Below are 21424 nucleotides of genomic sequence, written 5' to 3'. Positions count from 1 at the left end.
AAGGGGCATGAATCGGTATGACCGTCGCCTCACAAGCCCCGGGCCCCGGGACGGGGGCCTGCTCGGGCTGCTGCTCCTGGTGTACGGGGTGCTGTACGGGGCGCTGATCTGCTGGTCCGTGGTGACGGACGTGATCTACGCCTGCCAGGACCGGGAGGCCGATGTGCGGGCCGGGGTGCGGTCGGCCGCCGTGCTGCTGGGGCGGCGCAGCCGGGTGGTGGTGGGCGGCGTGTACGCGGGGTGTGTGGTGCTGCTCGCCTGGTTCGGGATCGTGGCCGGGCTCGGGTCGCTGTACTGGCCCGGACTGGGCGTGGTCGCGGGGCAGTTGGGATGGCAGGTATGGCGGGCCGACCCTGCGGATGCCGGAGCCTGCGGGCGGGCGTTCGGCAGCAATCCTCTGTGCGGACTGCTCATCCTCGTGGCCGTGCTCGCCGGGCGGGTCGGTACCCTCGGCTGAGGGGCACGGATCCTGGAGGTGCTGGTGGGACTGCGGGAACGGATCGCGGCGGAACTCACGGCGACCATGCACGGCGGGGATCTCAAGCTGGAGCGGTATGCGGGGCCGCCCGGTGATCCCGGGCTGTTCGGGATCGCGCCGGGGGATCCGGTGTGGCGGGTGCACGGGCAGGCCACGGGGATGCTCACCGGCGGGTTCGCCGCGCTCATGCTCCAGTCGCTGCATCCGCTGGCCATGGCGGGGGTCGACCAGCACTCCGACTTCCGCGCCGATCCGGTCGGGCGGCTGAACGGAACCGTACGGTTCATCACCACGACCACCTTCGGCTCCGCGGCCGCCGCCCGCGAGGTGATCGACCTCGTCCGGCGGATCCACACCCGGGTGCACGGCACTGCCCCCGACGGCCGGCCGTACCGCGCGGACGACCCCGACCTCCTCACCTGGGTGCACACCGCCGAGGTACGCAGCTTCCTCGCCGGCCACCAGGCCTACGCACCCCGGCCGCTCCGGCTGACCCCCGCCGAGTGCGACGCCTACTACCGCCAAGTCGCCCCCATGGCCGAGGTGTTGGGCGCACGGAACGTACCGCGCACGTCCCTCGAAGCCGAGCGGTACCTGGCTCGCCTCCGCCCCCAACTCCACGCCACTGCGGCCGCGTTGGAGTCGGTGCTGTTCCTCCGCCGCTTCGGACGCACACGACGGGAGCGGCTGGTCGTAAGCCTGCTCACGAACGCCTCGGTCGGACTCCTCCCCGACTGGGCCCGCACCGAACTCGGCATCCACCGCCCGGCCCCCGTCCGCACCGGCTGGGACCGGCCCCTGGCGACGGCCGTCGGACGCACCCTCCAGTGGGGGCTCGGGCCCTCCCGGATCCAGGCCGCCGCACGGGGGCGGCTGGCGGGGGCGCGGCAGGGATGACGCCGAGAACTCCGAGGCGTCCGGCAGCAGCATGCTTCGGTGGAGGGGAACCGGCGGCTCACCGGGTTTCACGACCGGGCGCGGTCAGGCTCCCGCCCGGCGTTTCCTCCCGTAGTCCGGAGTCCGGTCGACAGGGCTGTGGCGACCGCCTGCGCATCCGATGGCGATGCTGCGGGGTCCGGCGGGGAGCGCGGTGACGCGGCCCGGCCGGGGGCGGTGCCGGCCGCTCCGTCGCGGAGCCCGGCACCGCCCCCGGCCGGGGCCCGTCCTCATGCCGCGTGCAGCGCCAGCGTCGGTGAGAGGCGGGACGCCCGCACTGCCGGGTAGAGGCCCGCGATCGTGCCGATCACCAGCGTCGCGCCGAAGCCGCCGCCGACCGCCCACGGCGGCACCACCCAGGGCAGCCCGCCGGAGTACGCGTACACCCCGGTCGCCGCCGCGCCGAGCGCCACGCCCGCCAGGCCGCCCAGGCCGGAGAGCATCAGCGATTCCGTGACGAACTGGATGCGGATCTGGCCCCGGGTCGCGCCGAGCGAGCGGCGCAGCCCGATCTCGTACCGCCGCTCCAGCACCGAGATGATCATGGTGTTGGCGACCCCGACGCCGCCGACGAGCAGCGCGATGCCGCCCAGGCCCAGCAGCAGGCTGCTGAACGCCCCCTCGGTCGCCGCCTTCGCCCGGAGTGCCGACGACGGGTCGGTGACCTTCACGTTCTGCGGGTTCTGCGGGTCGACGGTCGCCGCCATGACCTTGCGCACGTCCTGCACCGCCGCGTCGGCCGAGCGCTCGTACACCGACGTCGGGTGGCCCTCGAAGCCCAGCAGGCGCTTCGCGCCCTCCCAGCCGACCAGTGCGGAGCGCTCGATCTCCGGTGCGAGCGGCAGCGGGGCGAGGATGCCGACCACGGTGAAGTACCGGTCGCCGATCCACACCTGCCGGCCCGGAGCGGTGATGCCGAGACGCTCCGCGGAGACATGGCCGAGCACGACGGAGGGGTAGCGTCCGGTCGCGTCGTTGAGCCAGGCGCCGCTGCGGACCTCGCCGCGCAGCACCCGCAGCAGGTCGCCGGTGGCCGCCTTGACGGTGATCCCGCCCGTATCGTCCTTGTCGATCTTCTCGTTGCGCCGTGCGGTCGTGTCGAGGTCGGCGGTCGCGCCCACCTCGTGGACGCCCTTGATCCGGCCCACCATCCCGACCGCGGCCTCGGGCAGCTTGACGTCCTCCCCGGCGAACATCGAGTCGCCGGGGGAGGCCACGAGCAGGTTGGTGCCCAGCTTGTCGAGCTCCCGGAGCAGCTGGGCCTGGCTGGAGGCGGAGATGCCCACCACCGAGATCATCGTCGCGATGCCGATGGCGATGCCCAGGGCGGAGAGCACGACCCGCATCGGCCGGCTGCGCAGCCCCGCCGAGCCGACGTGCAGCACGTCCCGGGGGCGGAGCCGGGCCGCTCTCAGCTGTCCCCGGCCCCGGCCGCCGGTGTCGCGGTCCGCGCGCCGCGCCCTCACTGGTCCGCTCCCGTCGCGGCGTGGTCCGCTGCCGTGGCGGCGGGGGAGCGGCCGTTCCCGGCTCCCTCGCGTACGTCCGCGGACGGATCGCGCATTCCGGTGGACGGGTCGCGTACGTCCGTGGACGGGGCGCGTACGTCAGCAGACGCATCGCGTGTGTCCGCGGACGGATTGCGTACGTCCGCGACCACCTGGCCGTCCCGGATGCGCACCTCGCGCGGCAGGTCCCGGGCGATCTCGGTGTCGTGCGTGATGACCGCGATGGTGGCGCCCTCCCGGTTGAGGTCGCGCAGCAGCTCCATCACCGCTGCCCCGGACGCCGAGTCGAGCGCCCCGGTCGGTTCGTCGGCCAGCAGCAGCGCGGGTTCCCCCACGACGGCCCGCGCGATGGCGACCCGCTGCTTCTGTCCGCCGGAGAGCTGGTGCGGCCTGTGGTCGAGGCGGTCGGCGAGCCCGACCCGCTCCAGCGCGTCGGCGGCCCTGCGGCGGCGTACGGCACGGGACAGGCCCGAGTACAGCAGGCCCTCCGCGACGTTGTCGCGGGCGCTGACGCCCGGCACCAGGTGGAACGCCTGGAAGACGAAGCCGACGTGCTGGGCACGCAGCGCGGAGAGCCTGCGGTCGGAGAGCGCCGCCACGTCGTGCCCCGCGATGTGGACGGACCCGGCGGTGGGGCGGTCCAGGGTGCCGATGATGTGCAGCAGTGTGGACTTGCCGGAGCCGGACGGGCCGACGATGCCGAGGAGTTCGCCCTCCTCGACGGTGAGGTCCACCCCGCGCAGGGCGGCGACCGGGCCCGGGTACTCCTTGGTGACGCCGCTGAGGCCGACGACCGTGCTCATATCTTCGGCACCCCGACCTTCATGCCCTCGCGCAGCCCGCCGCCGGACACCTCGACCCGGCCCCCGGCGAACATGCCGAGCTCGGCCTTCACGTCGCGGACCGTGCCGCCCTGGACGACCTGGAGGCCGAAGCCGCCGGCGGGCAGCGCGAGCAGCGCGTTCACCGGGACGCTGAGGACGTCCTTGTGCAGCTCGCCGGTCAGGTTCACCGTGACCGGCGCCTGGTCGAAGCCGCCGACCTTGTCCGGCTTGTCGAAGGAGACGGTCAGGGTGACCTTGGGGCTGTTGTCCTGCGGGTCCTTGCCGGGCTTCGCCGTCCGGCCGACCGAGGAGACCGACCCGGCCGCGCTGCTGCCGTCCGGCAGATCGACGGTGACCTTGGTGCCCGCCTTGGCGAGCCGGCTCTCGGCGACGTCGAGCTCGAACGTCACGATGCGCTCGGAGCCGGTCGTGGTGAGGACCGGAGCGCCGGGCTGGGCCAGTTCGCCGACGGCCGCCTCGACGCTCTTGATCCGCACCTCCCCCGGGGCGAAGGCGATGTCCTGCGGCCCCACCGTTCCGGTCCGCTTGCTGTCGTGGGACTTCTGCCAGCGCTTGACGGCGGCCGCGGTCAGCTCGGTGTACTCGTCGTCCGGGGTGAAGCCGGTGTAGCCGAGCTCCACGAGATTGCGCTCCAGCTGCTCCACGTCCCGGCCCCGGTCGCCCGGCTTCAGCGTCCGGTACATCGGCCCCGAGCCGTACATCAGCCACACCGCCCGGCCGTCGACCTCGTACAGCCGCTCGTTCCGCTTGACCGTCGAGCCGGTGCGCGGCGTCCAGGTCATGGTGCCCGCCCCGCCCGCGTTGACCTTGCGCTGCTTGTCGTAGCCGAGCGTCCCGTCCGCCTGGGCGCTGTCGCGCAGGTCGCCGCGCTCGATCGCGGCGGTGGCCGGGGGCAGCCCGGTGTTCTTCGGGCCACCCGTCTCCCCGGCGGAGCCGAACTGGGTGAGAGCCAGTGACCCGGCCGCCACGGCGAGCACCGCCGCGGCGGCCACCACGACCCGTCCGCGCCTCACCGCCCGGCGCTTTCGCACGCCGCGTTGGCCTTCTCGAACTTCTTCATGTCCTTCTGCTGCGTCGCGGGCGCCTGCGCCATCCCGCCGTCGAACTTCGGGTCGGGCATGTCGATGCCGTTCTTGCGCATGCACCGGGCGAAGGCGAGCATCTTGTCCTTGTCGGCCTGGGTCATCTCCTTGGCCCCGCCGCCGACCGCCTTGTCCTGGCAGGCCTTGAACGCCTTCTCCATCTCCTCCTTGCTCTTGCCGCCGCCGTTGACGGTCATGGCGCGGCCGTCCTCGCCCGGCTTCGGCTCCGCGATGTCCAGGCCGTGCTCCCGCAGGCACTTGCGGTGCTCCAGGGCCCGGTCCTCGTCCGTCTTCTTGGTGTCCGAAGCAGATCCGGCGCTCTTGGTTCCGCTTCCGCTTCCGCCCCCGTCGCCCGAGCAGGCGGTGGCCGACAGGACGACGGCGGCGGCGATCAGGCAGGCGGCGGCGACGCCGCGACTTTGTGAGCGGGTGGTGGTCCGGCGGGACATGGTCGGGTTCATGAGGGCTCCTCGTCCGTTGCTGACAGGCCGGGTACGAATGGCCCGAGCGTGCGTGAGGAGCCGGTTTCGTTTCTCTCAGGCCGGATGTTTACACCGGCGAAACACCGCTTTCGGTTACACAGGACCCATGCGTGTGCTGGTGGTGGAGGACGAGGAATTCCTGGCCGGGATGATCGCCGAGGGGCTGCGCCGCGACGCCGTCGCGGTGGACATCGCCACGGACGGCCGGGCGGCGCTGGACCGGCTTCGGTTCGGCGCGTACGACGTGATGATCCTCGACCGCGATCTGCCGGGGCTGCACGGCGACGAGGTGTGCCGGCAGGTCGTCGGAATGCGCCTGCTGACCCGGATCCTGATGCTCACCGCGTCCGGGACGGTACGCGACCGGGTGGCCGGCCTCGGGCTCGGCGCCGACGACTACCTGACCAAGCCGTTCGCGTACGACGAACTCCTCGCCCGCGTCCTGGCGCTCGGCCGCCGTGCCCGCCCGGCTCTCCCGCCGGTCCTGGAACGGGCCGGGCTGACGCTGGACACCGCCCGCCGCCAGGTCTGCCGCGACGGCCGCTACCTCTCGCTCTCCCGCAAGGAGTTCGCCGTGCTGGAGACCCTGCTGCGGGCCGAGGGCGCGGTCGTCAGCGGCGACGACCTGATCGAGGAGGTGTGGGAGGAGGACACCAGTTACCGCACCAACGCGGTCCGGGTCACCCTGTCCAAGCTCCGCGCCAAACTGGGCGCGCCCCCGGTGATCGAGACGGTCCCGGGGGCCGGCTACCGCATCGGGGACGGCCTCGCTGACCGGCCGGGGGACCACGGCCCCGCGGGCGGACCGGCGGGCGGCGGCGCGACCGGACCGGTGAACGGGCCCGCGGACCAGCCGGACGACGGCTCCGCGGACTGGTGGGGAGAGGGTCCGTGAGCAGCGAGCGCGCCCGGCTCACCGCGCTGTACGGCGGACTGCTGGTGCTGGCCGGCGCCCTGCTGATGGGGCTGGTCTACCTGCTGGTCAGTGAGGGCCTCTACGCCAGTGTGCTGACCGCGGTGGCCCCGGCGGTCCCCGACGGGGCCACCCCCGCCATCCGGTCGGGCGTGGCCACCGCGCCCGAGCTGCCTGTGTCGGACTGGGCGCAGACCGTGGTCATGGAACCCGGGCAGTACGCGGTGGCGCGGAGGGTCAGCACCGCCGCCGGGGACGCCGCGCTCAACCAGCTGCTGACGGTCTCCGGGGTCTCCCTCGCCGTCTACTCGGCGCTCTCCGTCGCGCTCGCCTGGTGGATGGCGGGCCGGGTGCTGCGGCCGGTCGGCGTCATCACCGCCCGCGCCCGCCGGCTCTCCGGCAGCAACCTGCACGAACGCCTCGCGCTGAAGGCCCCGCCCGGCGAGCTCAAGGAACTGGCCGACACCTTCGACGGGATGCTCGACCGGATCGAGGAGCTGGTCGCCGCCCGGCAGCGGTTCGCCGCCAACGCCGCCCACGAGCTGCGCACCCCGCTCGCCGTGCAGCGGGCCGCAGCCGAGATCGGCCTCGCCGACGACCCGCCGCCCGAGAAGGTCGCCTGGATCCGGGACAAGCTCATCGACACCGCCATCGGCAGCGAGCAGCTCATCGAGGGACTGCTGCTCCTCGCGGTCTCCGACGAGGGCCTGCGGCGGCGCGAGCGGGTCGGACTGGACGCGACCGCGGCCACGGTGACCGAGGCGCTGGAGGCGGAGGCGAAGGCGCGGTCCATCACCGTCGATGCGGAGGTCCGGCCGCTGCCGGTCGAGGGCGACCCGGTCCTGCTGGACCACCTCGTGCACAACCTGGTCGCCAACGCGCTGCGCCACAACCACCCCGGCGGGACGGTACGGATCCGGGTGGGGCCGGGCGGTCTGGAGGTCGCCAACACCGGGCCGGTGGTGGACCCGGCGACCGTGCCGCTGCTGTTCGAGCCGTTCCGCCGGGCGCAGGCCCGCCGCCACGCTCCCGGTGAGGGGGCCGGTCTGGGGCTCTCCATCGTGGCGTCGATCGCGAGGGCGCACGGCGGCGAGGCGAGTGCGACGGCGAACCCGGGCGGCGGACTGACGGTCCGGGTCGTGCTGCCGACGTGCGCCTGACGGCGGCCCGGCGCGATCAGCGCCGGTAGAAGATCCGGTCCCGGTACTCCGTCATGACGCGCCCGTTCCACTCGTGACCGCCGTCGACGTTCCCCGACCGCAGCATCGGCGGCTCGATCCCGCGCGCCACGAGCTGCTCCGCCGCGGCGGCCATCATCGCCTGCATCACCGCGCTGGTGACCACCGTCGACGCGGGCCCGAACGGCGCCTCGATCCCCTCGGTGGTCAGCTCCGCGTCGCCGATGGAGATCTTGCTGTCGAGCACGATGTCGCAGTGGTCCCGCAGGAAGCCGCCCGAGGCGTGCCGGGACCGGGTGCCGTCCGCGTACGCGACCGAGGTGACGCCGATGACCTTCAGACCGAGCGCGCGCGCGTTCATCGCCATGTCCACCGGGAGCGCGTTGCGCCCGGAGAGCGAGATGATCACGAGGACGTCGCCCGCCCTGGCGGGGCTGGAGTCGAGGACCGCGCCCGCCAGCCCGTCGACCCGCTCCAGCGCCGAGCCGAGGGTCGCCGGCATGACGTCGACGCCGACCGTCCCCGGGACGGCCAGCAGGTTCATCAGGGCGAGGCCGCCCGCCCGGTAGACGACGTCCTGGGCGGCGAGCGAGGAGTGACCGGCGCCGAAGGCGAAGAGCCTGCCGCCCGCCGCGACGGTGTCGGCGATCGCGGCACCGGCGGCCGCGATGTTGCCGGACTCCTCGTCGCGTACCCGCTCCAGCAGGCCGATCGCTGCGTCGAAGAACTGACCGGCCAGCTTGCTGTCGCTCATCGAGGAGCCCTTTCCGGCGGGGAAGAAGTACGAGGGGACATGGTCGTGAGGCGTCCGTGCCGCGGATCACGTTGCGGTCTGGACCAGTGGCCTGTCAATACCGCCCGCGCCGCTCCGCTGCGCGGTGTTCGGTCGGCACGACACGGTTGTCAGCGGTATGCGTCAGAATTGGGTGAGGGCCAGCGCACGACGTTTTTCCTGTCACAGCATCGAGGGGCACGAATGTCCGGACTGATCGACACCACGGAGATGTATCTCCGCACCATCCTCGAACTCGAAGAGGAAGGCGTGGTCCCCATGCGCGCCCGGATTGCGGAACGGCTGGACCAGAGCGGTCCGACGGTGAGCCAGACGGTGGCGCGCATGGAGCGCGACGGCCTGGTGCAGGTCGCGGGCGACCGCCACCTGGAGCTGACCGACGAGGGGCGCCGCCTCGCGACCCGCGTCATGCGCAAGCACCGGCTCGCCGAGTGCCTGCTCGTCGACGTGATCGGCCTGGAGTGGGAGCAGGTCCACGCCGAGGCGTGCCGCTGGGAGCATGTGATGAGCGAGGCCGTGGAGCGGCGGGTGCTGGAGCTGCTGCGCCACCCGACGGAGTCCCCGTACGGGAATCCGATCCCGGGCCTGGAGGAGCTGGGCGAGAAGGCCGAGGCGGATCCGTTCCTCGACGAGGGCATGGTGAGCCTGTCGGAGCTCGACCCGGGCACCGAGGGCAAGACGGTCGTCGTGCGCCGGATCGGTGAGCCGATCCAGACGGACGCCCAGCTGATGTACACGCTGCGGCGGGCGGGTGTGCAGCCCGGTTCCGTGGTCAGTGTGACGCAGTCGCCCGGCGGGGTGCTGGTCGGCAGCAGCGGCGAGGCGGCGGAGCTGGACACCGAGGTCGCCTCGCACGTGTTCGTGGCCAAGCGCTGACGGATATACGAACAGATACGCGAACAGATACGCGAACGAAGGTACGGGGTGCCGACAGGCGCTGAATCATGACGTCCGCTTGCTGTTTTTCCGTCCGGAACCGCAGCGCCCGGACGGATCCCGTGCCAGGCTGTGGCTGAGGCATACCTGAGAGTGTCGGCCATCTGGCCGCGCGGTCGGGGAGGGAGCAGGCGCATGCGCCCGTCGTACGTGCTCGTTCGGCGTATTCGGCATGCCCGGCGCGCGCCCCGGAAGGCCGCTGCCGCGCTCCCGGCCGCCCGCGCATGCGCTCCGGCGCCAGCCGCCCGCGCATGCGCTCCGGTGCCGATCGTGCCCCGTAGGACAGCAGAGGGCCCCGGCGCCGTGCGGCGCCGGGGCCTGTCCTCCCCTGTTTCGACCCGGAGCCCCGAGCTCTCGGGGTCGGTCCCTGCGGGCCCTCATCCCCGAGTGGCCCGCCTCCCGGTGAAGGTCTCCCCTCCGCGGCTGCCATCAACCCTTGGAGCCGGTCACTCGAACGAGGGGTCTTGGCTGCCGGAACCCGGTTTTCGAATAAAGGTTCGATAGTCTGGCGTGGTGCGACCACGCGGTGATCGAGCGGGATCAAGCGGTGATCGAGGACCAGAAGGGGGTGCCAGAACATATGGTGCGGCGCATCGATGTGACCGGGACCGACGGCGTACGCCTCGCGGCCTGGGAGTTCGCCGACCCGCCAAAAAGGCGCACGGAGGGCGAACGCGCCCCCGGGATCTTATTGCTCCACGGCCTGATGGGCCGGGCCTCGCACTGGGCCTCGACCACCCGCTGGCTCGCCGAGCGGCACCGCGCCGTCGGCCTCGACCAGCGCGGGCACGGCCGCAGCGAGAAGCCGGCCGAGGGCCCCTACACCCGTGAGGCGTACGTCGCCGACGCCGAGGCGGCGATCGAACAGCTCGACCTCGCCCCCGTCACCCTCGTCGGACACTCGATGGGAGCGCTCACCGCCTGGCAGCTCGCCGCGAAGCGCCCCGATCTCGTCCGGGCGCTGGTCATCTGCGACATGCGGGCCTCCGCGCTCGGCGCGGCCTCGCAGCGGGAGTGGGAGGACTGGTTCACGTCCTGGCCGGTGCCGTTCGCGACGCTCTCCGACGTACGGAAGTGGTTCGGCGAGGACGACCCCTGGGTGGAGCGGCCCAACCCGGCCCGGGGCGAGTTCTTCGCCGAGGTGATGGCCGAGCGGGCCGACGGCTGGCGCCCCGTCTTCTCCCGCCGCCAGATGCTCCGGTCCCGCGCGACCTGGGTGTTCGACGCGCACTGGGAGGAGCTGGCGCAGGTCCGGTGCCCGACCCTGGTGCTCCGCGGTCTCGACGGCGAGCTGGGCCGGGCGGAGGCCCAGGAGATGGTCCGCGTACTGCCGCGCGGGCAGTACGCGGAGGTGGCCGACGCCGGTCATCTCGTCCACTACGACCAGCCGGAGGGCTGGCGCGCGGCGGTCGAACCCTTCCTGGAGCAGTTCGCCGAGGACCCCCAGGGACACCGCGAGCCCGTATCCCCGTAGGAAGCCGTCTCCCCATGAGACCCGCCTCCCCATGAGAAGGGGACGGCCGCACGGAGGGCGGGCCTCACGGGCCGTACGGGGGCGGGCCCCGCGGGCCCCGTTCTTCTCAGCCCTTGCTGACCGCGGCCAGGATCTCCGGGAGCCGGTTCGCCGTCCGGGGAGCGGCGAGCCGCAGCCCCGCCCAGGAGATCAGCGCCCCGTACACGGTCCCGGCGGGCAGCAGCACCCACAGCCACTGCTCCAGATCGGCGACGTGCAGCCAGATCGTCACCGCGATCACGGGCGCGCAGAGCACCGCCGCCGAGACCATGCCGCCGAAGATCGAGATCCAGGCGAGCCCGGCCTGCCCCGGTGCCACGTTCTTGAACGCCCCGTCCTGCGGGATCGAGTACGGGAAGTTCGCCGACGCCACCGCACCCGTTGCCAGCATCGCGCCCAGCAGGGAGAACGAAAGCCCCATGACCCCCGGCAGCGCACCCCAGTCGCCGAGCACCGCCGCCGTCACCACCGTCACCAGGGCCGTGTACGGCAGGGTGATCAGCAGCAGCGCCAGGGCCCGCGCCCGCAGTTCGAGGTAGGCGTCCCGGGTGGAGGAGATCGTCAGCGCCACCATCCAGAACGCGGAGGTGTCCTGGCCGAACTGGTTGTACATCTGGATGCCGAGCATTCCGGCCGCGAAGCAGGCGAAGTACATCGAGCCGGTGCCCTGCAGCGCGTTGATGATCGGCACGATCAGCCCGATCGCCAGCGCCGTGACCCAGGCGGACTTGGTCTTCGGGTCGCGTGCGATGTACCGCAGACTGCGCTCCATCACCGGTCCGGTACGCCCCGAGGGCAGCAGCGCGGAGAGCCTGGAGCCGCTCGCGCCGGACTTCTCGCGGCCCGGTCCGGCGGGAGCGAGGGTCGAGCCGTCCGGGGCCGTCATCAGCTTCACCAGACTCCGCTGCCACAGCCACAGCAGCGCGAACAGCGCCGCCGCGGCCAGCAGCAGCTGTCCGGCGGCCTGCCCGTAGGAGCCCCGCGAGGCCGAGTCCACGGCCCCGATCGCCGAGGCGGGCGGCAGCCAGCGCACCACGTCCGCGGCCGGTTCGAGCGCGGCGAGGCCGCCCGCCTGACCGAGCCGCTGCGCACCGAAGTTGACGACCTGGAAGCCCACCGCGATCACGAGCCCGCTCAGTACCGCGAGATCGCGGCCCTTGCGCGACGTCAGCAGCCGGGTGTTGGCCGTGGCCACGGCACGTGTCAGCGCCACGCACAGGAGCAGTGTGAGCGGCGCGGCCACCACGGCGAATACCGCCCCCACCGCCCCGTGCGCCACCGAGGCCACCGAACCGGCCGCCAGGCAGAACGTGAACAGCGGACCGATCCCGACGAGCGACGCAGCCAGCAAAGCCGAGATCAGCGGGCGCGGCCGCAGCGGCAGCATCACCAGGCGGCTCGGGTCGAGGGTCTCGTCACCGCTGGGGAAGAACAGCGGCATCACGGCCCAGCCGACCGCCAGCACCCCGGTCAGCAGGACGACGAGGGCGGCGACATGGGCGTGCCCGCGCAGTGCGATCAGCGCGATCAGCTGGCTCGCGGCGATCAGCAGGGCGCAGACGATGGAGGTGATGTAGGCGGCCCGGCGGCCGGCCGACTGCCGCAGCCCGTTGCGCAGCAGGGTCAGTTTGAGCCGTACGAAGACGGGGACGAGCCCCTCGGCGCCGCTCGTGGCGCCCCGGCCGGCGGCGGTGCCCACGGGGGTGTCGAGCACGCTCATCGGTCGCCGCCCAGCCAGTCCAGGGAGTCGCCGGTGGTCCGGGAGCCCGCGCCGACGAGTTCGAGGAAGGCGTTCTGCAGCGAGGACGCCTCGCCGCGCACCTCGGCCAGGGTGCCCTGGGCCCGGATCGTGCCGGCGGCCATGACGGCCACCCAGTCGCAGAGGGACTCCACCAGCTCCATCACATGGCTGGAGAAGACGACGGTCGCCCCGGAGCGGGTGTAGCGCTCAAGGACCTCGCGGATGGTCTGCGCCGACACCGGGTCGACGCCCTCGAACGGCTCGTCGAGGAAGAGCACTTCGGGGTTGTGCAGCAGCGCCGCCGCGAGCCCGATCTTCTTCCGCATGCCGGTCGAGTAGTCGACGACCAGCTTGTGCTGGGCGCCCGCCAGGCCGAGCACGTCGAGGAGCTGGGTGGCCCGCTTGTCCACCTCGGCGCCCGGCAGCCCGCGCAACCGGCCGGTGTACGCGAGGAGTTCGCGCCCAGAGAGGCGTTCGAAGAGCCGTAGCCCCTCGGGGAGCACGCCGATCCTGGACTTCACCTCGACCGGGTCGCGCCACACGTCGTGGCCGCTGATCTCGACCAGCCCGTGGTCGGGGCGGAGCAGCCCGGTGACCATCGACAGCGTGGTGGTCTTGCCCGCCCCGTTGGGACCCACCAGACCGATGAACTTGCCTGCGGGCAGCTCCAGATCGATCCCTGCGACCGCGGTCTGTTCCCCGAACCGCTTCCACAGCCCCTGCACGCGAACGGCGGGCGGCGCCGTGGGTGCTCCGCCCGCCTCTCCCGCTGCCCCCGCCCGTACGGATCTGTCTTTTTCTGTCCGGTCCTGCATGATGTGTTGCCTTTCGAATGTCCCCGTATATGGGGACCACCCTACGAAAGAGTGCTCTACGAAAGGCGGGCCCGTGCGTCGGCCGCGTCCCGCGCGCAGGCGTAGGCGAGCGGACTGATGAGCTCCGCCGCCTCCGGCAGCCACCGGTTGGCGTGGGTGGGCCGGCGGGCCCACTGCACCACTCCACGCCCGCCGACCCGGGTCGGCGGCCCGGTCACGTAGTGGCCGCCACCGCGGCCGACGAGGTCGAGCGCGGCGGCCCGCCAGCCCAACTTCCGTACGAGCTCGTCCACTTGGGCTGCCGCGCCGGGCAGGACGAAGAAGTACATCCGCCGGTCGGGGGTGCGGGTGACGGGCCCGAGCGGCAGGCCCATCCGCTCCATCCGGGCCAGTGCCAGGAATCCGGCGGACTCCGGTACCTCGATCGCGTCGAAGGTGCGGCCGGTGGGCAGCAGGATCGACGCCATCGGGTGTTCGGACCACATCCGGCGGGCCGCCGCACCGCTGCCGGTCGCCCGGCCCGCCCAGTCGGGTCCGGAGGGATGGGCGCCGGGGGAGGCGCAGCCGGCGTCCTCGCACGAGCACCGCTCGGTGCCCTCCGCGGCCTCCAGCCAGGTACCGGGACACACGTCCCAGTGCCGCTCCTCCGCGTACCGCACCGCGGCGTCGAGCAGTTGCTCGCCCCGCTGCTGGGGGATCTGCGCGGCTTTGCCGACCCCGATGCGCTCTTCGACTCCGATGGGCTCTTCCACGTCCAGCACAACTGCCCCCACCACCCGGGGTTACGGGCGCGGCGGGCGCGGCCACGGCGTGCCGGTCCGGCATGCGGGGCGCATGGATGCATGGGCGGGGGCGCGCGTGAGGCGGCGCCCGGCAGGGCGGGTAGCCAGTTACGGGCACCTCTGGAACGGTCGGCCTTTGTCATATGCCGACATGAATGACAAGGAACACGACGGACGTGACGATCACGATGAATGTGCGCATTTTCCATGGAATTGCCGGGCAGTGATCCGCTCATCGATCACTGCGGCCTCAGGGGGAAACATGGCAGCCAGGCCTCTCGTCGCCCGCCAGCCGAACGAACGGCTCCAGGCGCTCATTCAGGAAGCCGGATGTTCCAACGCCGGCCTCGCCCGGCGCGTCAACATGGTCGGCGCGGAACGCGGGCTCGATCTGCGGTACGACAAGACCTCCGTGGCCCGCTGGCTGCGCGGACAGCAACCACGCGGCAGGGCACCGGGAATCATCGCCGAGGCGCTCGGCCGCAAGCTCGGCCGTACGGTCACGATCGACGAGATCGGCATGGCCAACGGCAAGAACCTGTCGTCCGGCGTCGGCCTGCAGTTCGCCCCGACCGTGATCGGCGCGATCGAGCAGGTCTGCGAGCTGTGGCGCAGCGACGTCGGCCGCCGCGACTTCCTGTCCGGTTCGACGGTCGCCTCCTCGGCGCTGGTCGAACCCAGCCGCGACTGGCTGATCAGCGGCGCGGACCCGCAGGTGGCACGGTCCGCCGGGGCCCGCGTCGGGGTGTCGGACGTGGCGGCGGTACGGGCGATGACGACCGCGCTCGTCGACCTCGACCACCGGTTCGGCAGCGGACATGTGCGGCCGGTCCTGGTGCACTACCTGAACAGCGTGGTCTCCGGGCTCCTCTCGGGGGCGTACCGCGAATCGGTCGGCCGGCAGCTCTTCGCGGCGGTCGCCCGGCTCACCGAACTCGCCGGGTACATGGCGGTCGACACGGGCCAGCCGGGCCTCGCGCAGCGCTACTACATCCAGGCGCTGCGGCTGGCCCAGGCGGCGGGCGACCGGGCGTACGGGGGCTACGTCCTGGCCGCGTCGATGAGCCATCTCGCCGCGCAGCTGGGCAACCCGCGCGAGATCGCCCAGCTGGCACGGGCCGCGCAGGAAGGTGCGCGCGGGCGGGTCACCCCGAGGGCGGAGGCGATGTTCTACGCGGCGGAGGCCCGCGGACACGCCCTGCTCGGCGACGCCCGCACCTGCCAGGCGGTGACGGGCCGGGCGCTGTCGGCCATGGAGCACGCCGAACCGGACACCGGGGACGACCCCGACTGGATCGCCCACTTCGACCACGCGTATCTCGCCGACGAGTTGGCGCACTGCCATCGCGACCTCGGCCAGGCGGAGGCGGCCGCACGCCGGGCCAAGGAGTCCCTGGACGGCCACCCGGAGTCCCGGACCCGCCGCCGCGGCATCGGCCTGGTCCTCCTCGCCACGGCCCAGGTCCAGTTGCGCGAGGTGGAGCAGGCCTGTCACACGGGCACGCGGGCGATGGAGCTGCTGGGGTCGGTGCGCTCCAGCCGGGGCGCGGAGTACCTGGAGGATCTGCAGCAGCGGCTGGTGCCCTACGGGGACGAGACGGCGGTGCGGGAGTTCGGGGCGCGGCTGGAGCTCCAGGCGGCGTGACCGCGGGCCCGTGACCGGGTGCCCGCCCGGAAGCCGTCTCCTCCGGTCGGTTCGAGGTGATCGAGCGCGCCTTCGAGACCAAGCGCCGCCGCGGCAACGTCCACTGATTCCGGCGGGTCGGCTCCTTGCGGCGTTCTCGCGCACGATGGTTCAGGCTACGAGAAGGCGGAGGCCGAGCTCTGCCGCGTCGAGGGCGACGAGGTCGCGGTTGCGCTCGGCCCACCGGCCCGAGGAAAGGTCGTCGCGAAGCCTGTTCACCGCCCTCTGCTCGGCCTCCGGCCCGACTCTGGTCCATACCGATACCGCGCGGCGCACATGTTCGTCCAGGTACGCCTCGGGCCGGCGCCAGTGTGCCTCGAAGAAGCCGTCCGCGGGACGCTGCGCCCGCATGACCGCCGACGGTTCCACCGCAGTGACGTCGCGGTCGGTGGGCTCGTAGGAGCCGGTGCCGGCCCCGACGTTCAGTACCGTCCGCGCGTCCCCGAGCGCAGCCCAGACTCTCGCGGCGATCCGCGGCTCGGTACGCCGCGTCGCCGGGTAAGCAGACCCGATGGTGTCGTACAACTGCGCGCCCAGCACTTTCAATTGTTCCTCCGGCGTCGTCCTGATGCCCATTGCCCGTGCCTCCAGTTCCCTGTCTATGGCCGTCACCATGGCAGCGGCGCGGTCGCGCTGGTCCAGCAGCAGGCCGCGCAGCCGGCGCAGGTGTGCGACCGCGTCGGTGGCCGGGTCGTCAACGAGATCCGCGATTTCGCGCAATCCGAAGCCCAGCCGCCGGTAGGCGAGCACCTCCCGCAGCCGCTCCACGTCGCCCGCCGAGTAGGCCCGGTATCCGGCCGAGGTCCGTGCGGACGGCTGCACGAGGCCGATCTCGTCGTAGTGATGCAGTGTGCGGACGCTCACGCCGGCCAGCTCGGCCACGCGTCCCACGGTCAGGTGTTTCTCCACGCCACCGGCCATGCGGCATGACGCCACGTGAGGGTCAAGCGCTTCGCTCCGGCGTACCGCGCGCGTGGCTCCACCGCCGCGCCGGCCAGTGGCTTCAGGCTGTCGAGCGGTCATGACCGCAGCCGGACAATGCGCGCGCACGACGGTGGAGTCCACCGCCACGTCACCGTCGATCTCGCCCGCCGCGTCGGCCGCGGAGGACTACGGACGGAGCGAGGCTCCGAACCCCGGTGGAGGACGAGCGGCGGGGCCGGAAACCGGCCCCGCCGCTCAGTCGCCCCTTAACAGCGTCTTGAGAGCGCTGGGTGTTACAGCTCGTGTGAAGGGGTGGTGAGTGGCAACACGCGCTTGGCGAACGGCGGCAACCACCCGATAGCGTGAGCCGACGATTCCGTAGGTTGACACGTAGGAGTCCCGGTGACGCAGAGCGGACAGGGTGACGAGCAGCAGCTCCCTGCTGTACGGCCCGCGCACGAAGGTGTCGTGCTGCCCGCGGGTGGCGGTGAGCCCTGGATACCAGGGGGGCCCGCGGATCAGGCCGCCCCGGCGGGCGGCCAGCCGTGGGGGCAGCCCTGGGGGCCGCAGGCGGCACACCAGGACGCTGTGTCGCAGCCACCGGCGCACGCTCAGGGGCAGGGGGCGTACGGGCAGGGTGGTCAGCAGTACGGGCAGGGACAGCCGGCGCAGGCGTACGGGCAGCCCCAGGCCCAGCCGTTGCCTCCCGTACAGCCCCAGCAGCCGTACGCGCAGCCGCTGCCGCCCGAGGCCGTGCCCGGCATGGGCATGGGTATGGGCGGGGAGTCGGAGGCCACGCAGTACATCGCGCCGGTGCCCGCCGGACCCGGGCCGGGCGGGCTGCCGCCGGAGAGCCCCGCCCAGGCCACCCAGTTCCTCGGCCACGGAGCGCCGCAGCCGCAGGCGTACCACCAGCCGCAGCAGCCGCCCGTGCACGGGGGCGACGCCGAAGCGACCCAGTACATCCCGCCCGTCCCCGGCGGCACTCCGTACGGCATCAGGCCCGGGGCCCCCGGCGACCGGCAGCCGCCCGCCGAGTTCGACAACCTGTTCCGCAACCAGGAGCCCGCGGGCGCCACCCAGCAGATGCCCCGGTTCGCCCCGGGGCCGCAGCACCAGGGGGCCCATCAGCCTCCGCAGGCACCGCAGCCTCCGCAGGCCCCGCAGCCGCCGTACCAGCCCGTGGACGACGAGCCGCAGAGGCGGGCCGGGCAGCGCAAGAGGCCGCACGTCACGCTCATTGCGGCGGTCGTCGCCGGCTGCGCGGTCGTCGGCCTCGGCGCGGGTGCGCTGCTGAGCGGCGGCGACGACAAGGGCGAGGACAACAAGCAGCCGGTGGCGGCCGCGAGTTCATCCGGTGAGCAGCCCTCCACGAAGACCGCGGCCGATCCGGCGAAGTCGCAGGCCGACGCGCTCGACAAGCTGCTGGCGGACAGCAACAACAGCCGTGCCGCGGTCATCGGGGCCGTCGAGAAGACCAAGAGCTGCACGGACCTGGACCAGGCCGTGACCGATCTGAAGGGCGCGGCCCAGCAGCGCCGTGATCTGGTGACCCGGCTCCAGGGGCTGAGCGTCGACAAGCTGCCGGACCACGACAGGCTGACCGCCTCCCTCACCAGGGCGTGGAAGGCGTCCGCCGCCGCCGACGAGCACTACGCCGCGTGGGCCGGCCAGGCCAAGAACGGCAAGAAGGTCTGCAAGCACGGCAAGGCCCGTACGACCAACGAGACGCAGCAGGCCACCGTGCAGAGCGGTGAGGCGAGCAAGGCGAAGAAGGAGGCGGCAGGGCTGTGGAACTCGATCGCGTCGAAGTACGGGCTGACGCGGCGCGCGGCGACCGAGCTCTGAGGGCCGAGCCCCTCCGGTGACCGGGGGGCGGGGCGGGGCCCCGGGGTGGAGCCCCCTGGTGCCTCAGCCCTTCGCGCTCGCCTCAGCCCTTCGCGCTCGCGTCCGACAGTGTCTTCGTGACGTCCACGAAGCCCTTCTTGTCCGCGACGAGCCGCCCGTTCCGCACGACCTGGAACGTCACCTTGGTGTTCACGACGCGCGGGTACGCGGACGAGCCGAGCATGTCCTTGAAGCGCCAGCTCAGCACCGGAGTGAGACCGCCGGTGTCGGCCGGGGTGCCGTGGCTGAGGGCGGAGGCGAGTTTCCTGGCGGTGATCTGCGGTGAGTCGATCGCCTTCACGAGCTCGTTCAGCACGGTGTACGCGATCCAGGTGGTCTGGACGCCGGTGTCGTCCGGATCGATCCGGTTGTCGCCGAAGGCGTGCTTGCGGATCACCTCCCGCATCCGGTCCCAGCGGGCGTCGCCCGAGTCCGGGTACCAGCCGGTGAGATACGCCCCCTCGAACGGGCTGTTCCGGCCGCCGGTGCTGTCGATCAGCGGCTGCCCGACGCTGCCGAGGACGGACGAGATCCGCACATGCCCGGACGTCGGCCCGAGCCGCCGGAAGGAGTCGAAGAACGTCCCCGTACGGTCCCCGAGCACCGCCGTCACACAGCCGTCGCTCGTCCCCGCCGCGTCGAGCGCCCGTTCGGCGGCCTCGTCGTACGAAGTCGCCGACTCCGCCGCCCGGATGTCGACGGGCTCCGGCCGGCCGGCCTCGGTGAGCCCGGTGTTGAGGAGCCAGGCCTGGCCGTCGCCCGCCAGGGTGTCGGGCCGTACCACGGACACCCGTTCGCACGTGCGGGCGAGCTGGCGGGCGCTGCCCGCCAGGAGCGCCGCCTGGCCGCCGTTGACGGGGTAGGAGGTGTAGCTGGTGAACTCCTCGTCGGAGGCTCCGTAGCCGCCGATGTAGGGGATTCCGGCGTTCTCCAGCGGCGGCATGAACGACGACCCGTGCCGGCTGTACGAGCCGACGACCGCCACCGCCTTCTCCTTGACGGCCAGCCGGGCGCAGTTCCCCGCGCCGGTCGAGGTGTCCGACTCGTCGCAGGTGACGACGCGCAGTTCGTGACCGTCGAGCCCGCCACTGGTGTTGACCCAGCGGGCGTACGTACGCGCCATGGCGGTCATGCCCGACATGTCCACCGTGTTGACGTTGTCCGGTGTCGCCGCGCCGCCGGGGGCCCACGTCACCACGGTGAGGGGCTCCCTGGAGTCCCCCGAGGCCCCAGGGAGCGCACCGCAGCCGGTGACCAGCAAGGCCCCGACCGCCGCCGTACTCGTGAGGAACGCGTAGGGGCGGGGGGAGGTGGGGCGTCGCCGTCCGGTCATGGACCCGAACATTTCCGCCCGCGGGGTAACGCCGCAGTGTGCTCCGCACAACGCTCGGTGACATCCGGGTGAATTGCGGGGGCCTGTGCGGGGAGCCGGAAAGGGAACGTACGATCGACAACCGTGCAGCAAGGTTCGGAGAACACTTCCCGTCGCGGCCGTCGCTCCTCCACCATGGGCGGCATGCCGCTGAATGACATGCCTTGGTGGCGCTGGCGCAGCAACGTGCGCTCGGCGCTGCACATGCTCTCCGACCCCGTCTTCCACCACGAGTGCTGGCTGGCCGGCCGGGAAGGGTACGGCGACGTCACCGACGCCGTGTACCGCCTGGTCGAGGACACCTGGCTGGACAACTGGTCCGCCGAGAAGTACGTCGGGACGATCTTCCGCGACTCCGACGAGGCCGCTCTCGTCGATGTCGCCGTGCTGCGGGTGCTGCGCATCATGCACCAGGTCGGCGCGGACGCCCCCGTCTCGGCGTATCTGGAGCACCACGGCTGGCCGGAGGCCGTACGGGCCGCCCGCGAGGCCCATGTGCTGCTCGCCGCCAACGACGGCGAGGATCCGGACACGCCGCCGCGCTCCCTCGACGTGCTCCGCATTCTGACCAGTTCGGCCTGATACCGGCCCGATGTGGCACGCTACGGGGATGACCGCGCCGCAGCCTGCCGAGACCGCACCGGAGCAGTACGTCCTCACGCTCTCCTGCCCGGACAAAAAGGGCATCGTGCATGCCGTGTCGAGCTATCTCTTCATGACCGGCTGCAACATCGAGGACAGCCAGCAGTTCGGCGACCACGACACGGGCCTGTTCTTCATGCGTGTCCACTTCTCGGCGGACAGCCCGGTGACCGTGGAGAAACTGCGGGCCAGCTTCGCCGCGGTCGGCGACTCCTTCCGGATGGACTGGCAGATCCACCGCGCCTCGGATCGGATGCGGGTCGTGCTGATGGTCAGCAAGTTCGGCCACTGCCTCAACGACCTGCTGTTCCGCTCCCGGATCGGGGCGCTGCCGATCGAGATCGCCGCCGTCGTCTCCAACCACACGGACTTCGCCGAGCTCGTCGCCTCGTACGACGTCCCCTTCCGGCACATCCCGGTGACCAAGGAGAACAAGGCCGCCGCGGAGGCGGAGCTGCTGGAGCTGGTCCGCGAGGAGAGGGTCGAGCTGGTCGTCCTCGCCCGTTACATGCAGGTCCTCTCCGACGATCTCTGCAAGCAGCTGAGCGGCCGGATCATCAACATCCACCACTCCTTCCTGCCGAGCTTCAAGGGCGCGAAGCCGTACCACCAGGCGCACGCCCGCGGGGTGAAGCTGATCGGTGCGACGGCGCATTATGTGACGGCGGACCTCGACGAGGGGCCGATCATCGAGCAGGAGGTCGAGCGGGTGGGCCACGGGGTCACGCCGGACCAGCTGGTCGCCCTCGGCCGCGATGTGGAGTGCCAGGCGCTGGCGCGCGCGGTGAAGTGGCATGCGGAACGCCGCATCCTGCTCAACGGCCGCCGTACGGTGATCTTCGCCTAGGACTTCGCCGGTCTTGGCGCGGGTTCACACCCGGGTTCACGTCCGAGTCTTCACCCGGGTTCAGGCGCG

The 21424-nt window shown here is 72.3% G+C and carries 20 protein-coding genes; 10 read left to right on the top strand and 10 right to left on the bottom strand.

Translation table 11 applies throughout. The features are described 5' to 3' along the window. Positions 1–7 precede the first annotated feature (7 nt). A complete protein-coding gene (locus ACIOMQ_RS03900) occupies positions 8–457 on the top strand; it encodes a UbiA family prenyltransferase (protein ID WP_402187761.1) in 450 nt (149 codons plus the stop codon). Positions 458–475: 18 nt separating this feature from the next. Next, on the top strand, positions 476–1375 hold the full coding sequence (locus tag ACIOMQ_RS03895) for an oxygenase MpaB family protein (RefSeq protein ID WP_402187759.1): 900 nt from the start codon (positions 476–478) through the stop codon (positions 1373–1375). A 269-nt stretch (positions 1376–1644) separates the two neighbouring features. Here the strand turns inward: ACIOMQ_RS03895 and ACIOMQ_RS03890 are convergent, their stop codons facing one another. Genes ACIOMQ_RS03890 through ACIOMQ_RS03875 form a run of 4 tightly spaced genes read right to left on the bottom strand, consistent with a single transcriptional unit; the run spans position 1645 to position 5307 of the window. Beyond that, positions 1645–2880 (bottom strand): ABC transporter permease, encoded by a 1236-nt coding sequence (locus ACIOMQ_RS03890; protein WP_362195470.1) that lies wholly within the window; start codon positions 2878–2880, stop codon positions 1645–1647. Then, positions 2877–3722, bottom strand: coding sequence for an ABC transporter ATP-binding protein (locus ACIOMQ_RS03885; protein WP_401263079.1), 846 nt, complete (start codon positions 3720–3722; stop codon positions 2877–2879). The genes ACIOMQ_RS03890 and ACIOMQ_RS03885 overlap by 4 nt, the downstream gene beginning before the upstream one ends. Beyond that, the gene (locus ACIOMQ_RS03880) at positions 3719–4795 is read right to left on the bottom strand and encodes a peptidoglycan-binding protein (RefSeq protein WP_402187757.1); all 1077 of its coding nucleotides are present in this window, start codon (positions 4793–4795) and stop codon (positions 3719–3721) included. Before ACIOMQ_RS03880 ends, ACIOMQ_RS03885 begins: the two co-directional genes overlap by 4 nt. Next, a complete protein-coding gene (locus tag ACIOMQ_RS03875; protein WP_402127449.1) occupies positions 4774–5307 on the bottom strand; it encodes a hypothetical protein in 534 nt (177 codons plus the stop codon). The genes ACIOMQ_RS03880 and ACIOMQ_RS03875 overlap by 22 nt, the downstream gene beginning before the upstream one ends. Before the next feature lie 127 nt (positions 5308–5434). On the opposite strand from ACIOMQ_RS03875, the gene ACIOMQ_RS03870 reads away from it, so the two are divergent. Together ACIOMQ_RS03870 and ACIOMQ_RS03865 are read left to right on the top strand one after the other, a co-directional pair. Beyond that, complete coding sequence (locus tag ACIOMQ_RS03870) at positions 5435–6223, top strand: response regulator transcription factor (RefSeq protein ID WP_401263082.1); 789 nt, start codon at positions 5435–5437, stop codon at positions 6221–6223. Then, on the top strand, positions 6220–7401 hold the full coding sequence (locus ACIOMQ_RS03865; RefSeq protein WP_402127450.1) for a sensor histidine kinase: 1182 nt from the start codon (positions 6220–6222) through the stop codon (positions 7399–7401). Before ACIOMQ_RS03870 ends, ACIOMQ_RS03865 begins: the two co-directional genes overlap by 4 nt. 16 nt (positions 7402–7417) lie before the next feature. On the opposite strand, the gene ACIOMQ_RS03860 is transcribed toward ACIOMQ_RS03865, so the two are convergent. Next, positions 7418–8173 (bottom strand): SIS domain-containing protein, encoded by a 756-nt coding sequence (locus tag ACIOMQ_RS03860; RefSeq protein ID WP_362195485.1) that lies wholly within the window; start codon positions 8171–8173, stop codon positions 7418–7420. Positions 8174–8395: 222 nt separating this feature from the next. Here ACIOMQ_RS03860 and ACIOMQ_RS03855 point away from each other — a divergent pair, with 222 nt between their 5' ends. Both ACIOMQ_RS03855 and ACIOMQ_RS03850 read left to right on the top strand, forming a co-directional pair. Next, positions 8396–9088, top strand: a complete 693-nt coding sequence (locus ACIOMQ_RS03855; protein WP_362195488.1) for a metal-dependent transcriptional regulator — start codon at positions 8396–8398, stop codon at positions 9086–9088. Positions 9089–9728: 640 nt separating this feature from the next. Next, the gene (locus ACIOMQ_RS03850; RefSeq protein WP_362196036.1) at positions 9729–10622 is read left to right on the top strand and encodes an alpha/beta hydrolase; all 894 of its coding nucleotides are present in this window, start codon (positions 9729–9731) and stop codon (positions 10620–10622) included. A gap of 106 nt (positions 10623–10728) precedes the next feature. Here the strand turns inward: ACIOMQ_RS03850 and ACIOMQ_RS03845 are convergent, their stop codons facing one another. Genes ACIOMQ_RS03845 through ACIOMQ_RS03835 form a run of 3 tightly spaced genes read right to left on the bottom strand, consistent with a single transcriptional unit; the run spans position 10729 to position 13993 of the window. Further along, positions 10729–12381, bottom strand: a complete 1653-nt coding sequence (locus ACIOMQ_RS03845) for a transporter (RefSeq protein WP_401937023.1) — start codon at positions 12379–12381, stop codon at positions 10729–10731. Further along, positions 12378–13217 (bottom strand): ABC transporter ATP-binding protein, encoded by an 840-nt coding sequence (locus tag ACIOMQ_RS03840; protein WP_402187754.1) that lies wholly within the window; start codon positions 13215–13217, stop codon positions 12378–12380. The genes ACIOMQ_RS03845 and ACIOMQ_RS03840 overlap by 4 nt, the downstream gene beginning before the upstream one ends. A 56-nt stretch (positions 13218–13273) precedes the next feature. Further along, positions 13274–13993 (bottom strand): bifunctional DNA primase/polymerase, encoded by a 720-nt coding sequence (locus ACIOMQ_RS03835; RefSeq protein WP_362195497.1) that lies wholly within the window; start codon positions 13991–13993, stop codon positions 13274–13276. 268 nt (positions 13994–14261) lie between these two features. Between ACIOMQ_RS03835 and ACIOMQ_RS03830 the strand changes: the two genes are divergently transcribed. Then, positions 14262–15644, top strand: a complete 1383-nt coding sequence (locus ACIOMQ_RS03830; protein WP_362195500.1) for a transcriptional regulator — start codon at positions 14262–14264, stop codon at positions 15642–15644. A 150-nt stretch (positions 15645–15794) separates the two neighbouring features. Here the strand turns inward: ACIOMQ_RS03830 and ACIOMQ_RS03825 are convergent, their stop codons facing one another. Then, positions 15795–16604 carry a MerR family transcriptional regulator gene (locus ACIOMQ_RS03825; RefSeq protein ID WP_402187752.1) on the bottom strand — a complete coding sequence of 270 codons (810 nt, stop codon included), beginning with the start codon at positions 16602–16604 and terminating at the stop codon, positions 15795–15797. Positions 16605–17009: 405 nt separating this feature from the next. Here ACIOMQ_RS03825 and ACIOMQ_RS03820 point away from each other — a divergent pair, with 405 nt between their 5' ends. Beyond that, positions 17010–18455 (top strand): hypothetical protein, encoded by a 1446-nt coding sequence (locus ACIOMQ_RS03820; protein WP_362195503.1) that lies wholly within the window; start codon positions 17010–17012, stop codon positions 18453–18455. Between the two features lie 82 nt (positions 18456–18537). On the opposite strand, the gene ACIOMQ_RS03815 is transcribed toward ACIOMQ_RS03820, so the two are convergent. Beyond that, positions 18538–19827, bottom strand: a complete 1290-nt coding sequence (locus tag ACIOMQ_RS03815) for an ABC transporter substrate-binding protein (RefSeq protein WP_401937027.1) — start codon at positions 19825–19827, stop codon at positions 18538–18540. Positions 19828–20010: 183 nt separating this feature from the next. Between ACIOMQ_RS03815 and ACIOMQ_RS03810 the strand changes: the two genes are divergently transcribed. Further along, positions 20011–20448: a hypothetical protein gene (locus ACIOMQ_RS03810; protein ID WP_362195509.1), complete on the top strand. Its 438-nt coding sequence runs from the start codon at positions 20011–20013 to the stop codon at positions 20446–20448. A gap of 28 nt (positions 20449–20476) precedes the next feature. Beyond that, entirely contained in the window at positions 20477–21355 is an 879-nt protein-coding gene (purU, locus tag ACIOMQ_RS03805) for a formyltetrahydrofolate deformylase (protein WP_362195512.1), read from the top strand. The last annotated feature ends 69 nt before the right edge of the window (positions 21356–21424 follow it).

It is taken from the genome of Streptomyces sp. NPDC087845 (genome assembly GCF_044742755.1).
Taxonomy (GTDB): domain Bacteria; phylum Actinomycetota; class Actinomycetes; order Streptomycetales; family Streptomycetaceae; genus Streptomyces.
Note: the sequence above shows the minus strand (reverse complement) of the source record. Positions and strands in the feature narration are given on the sequence as shown.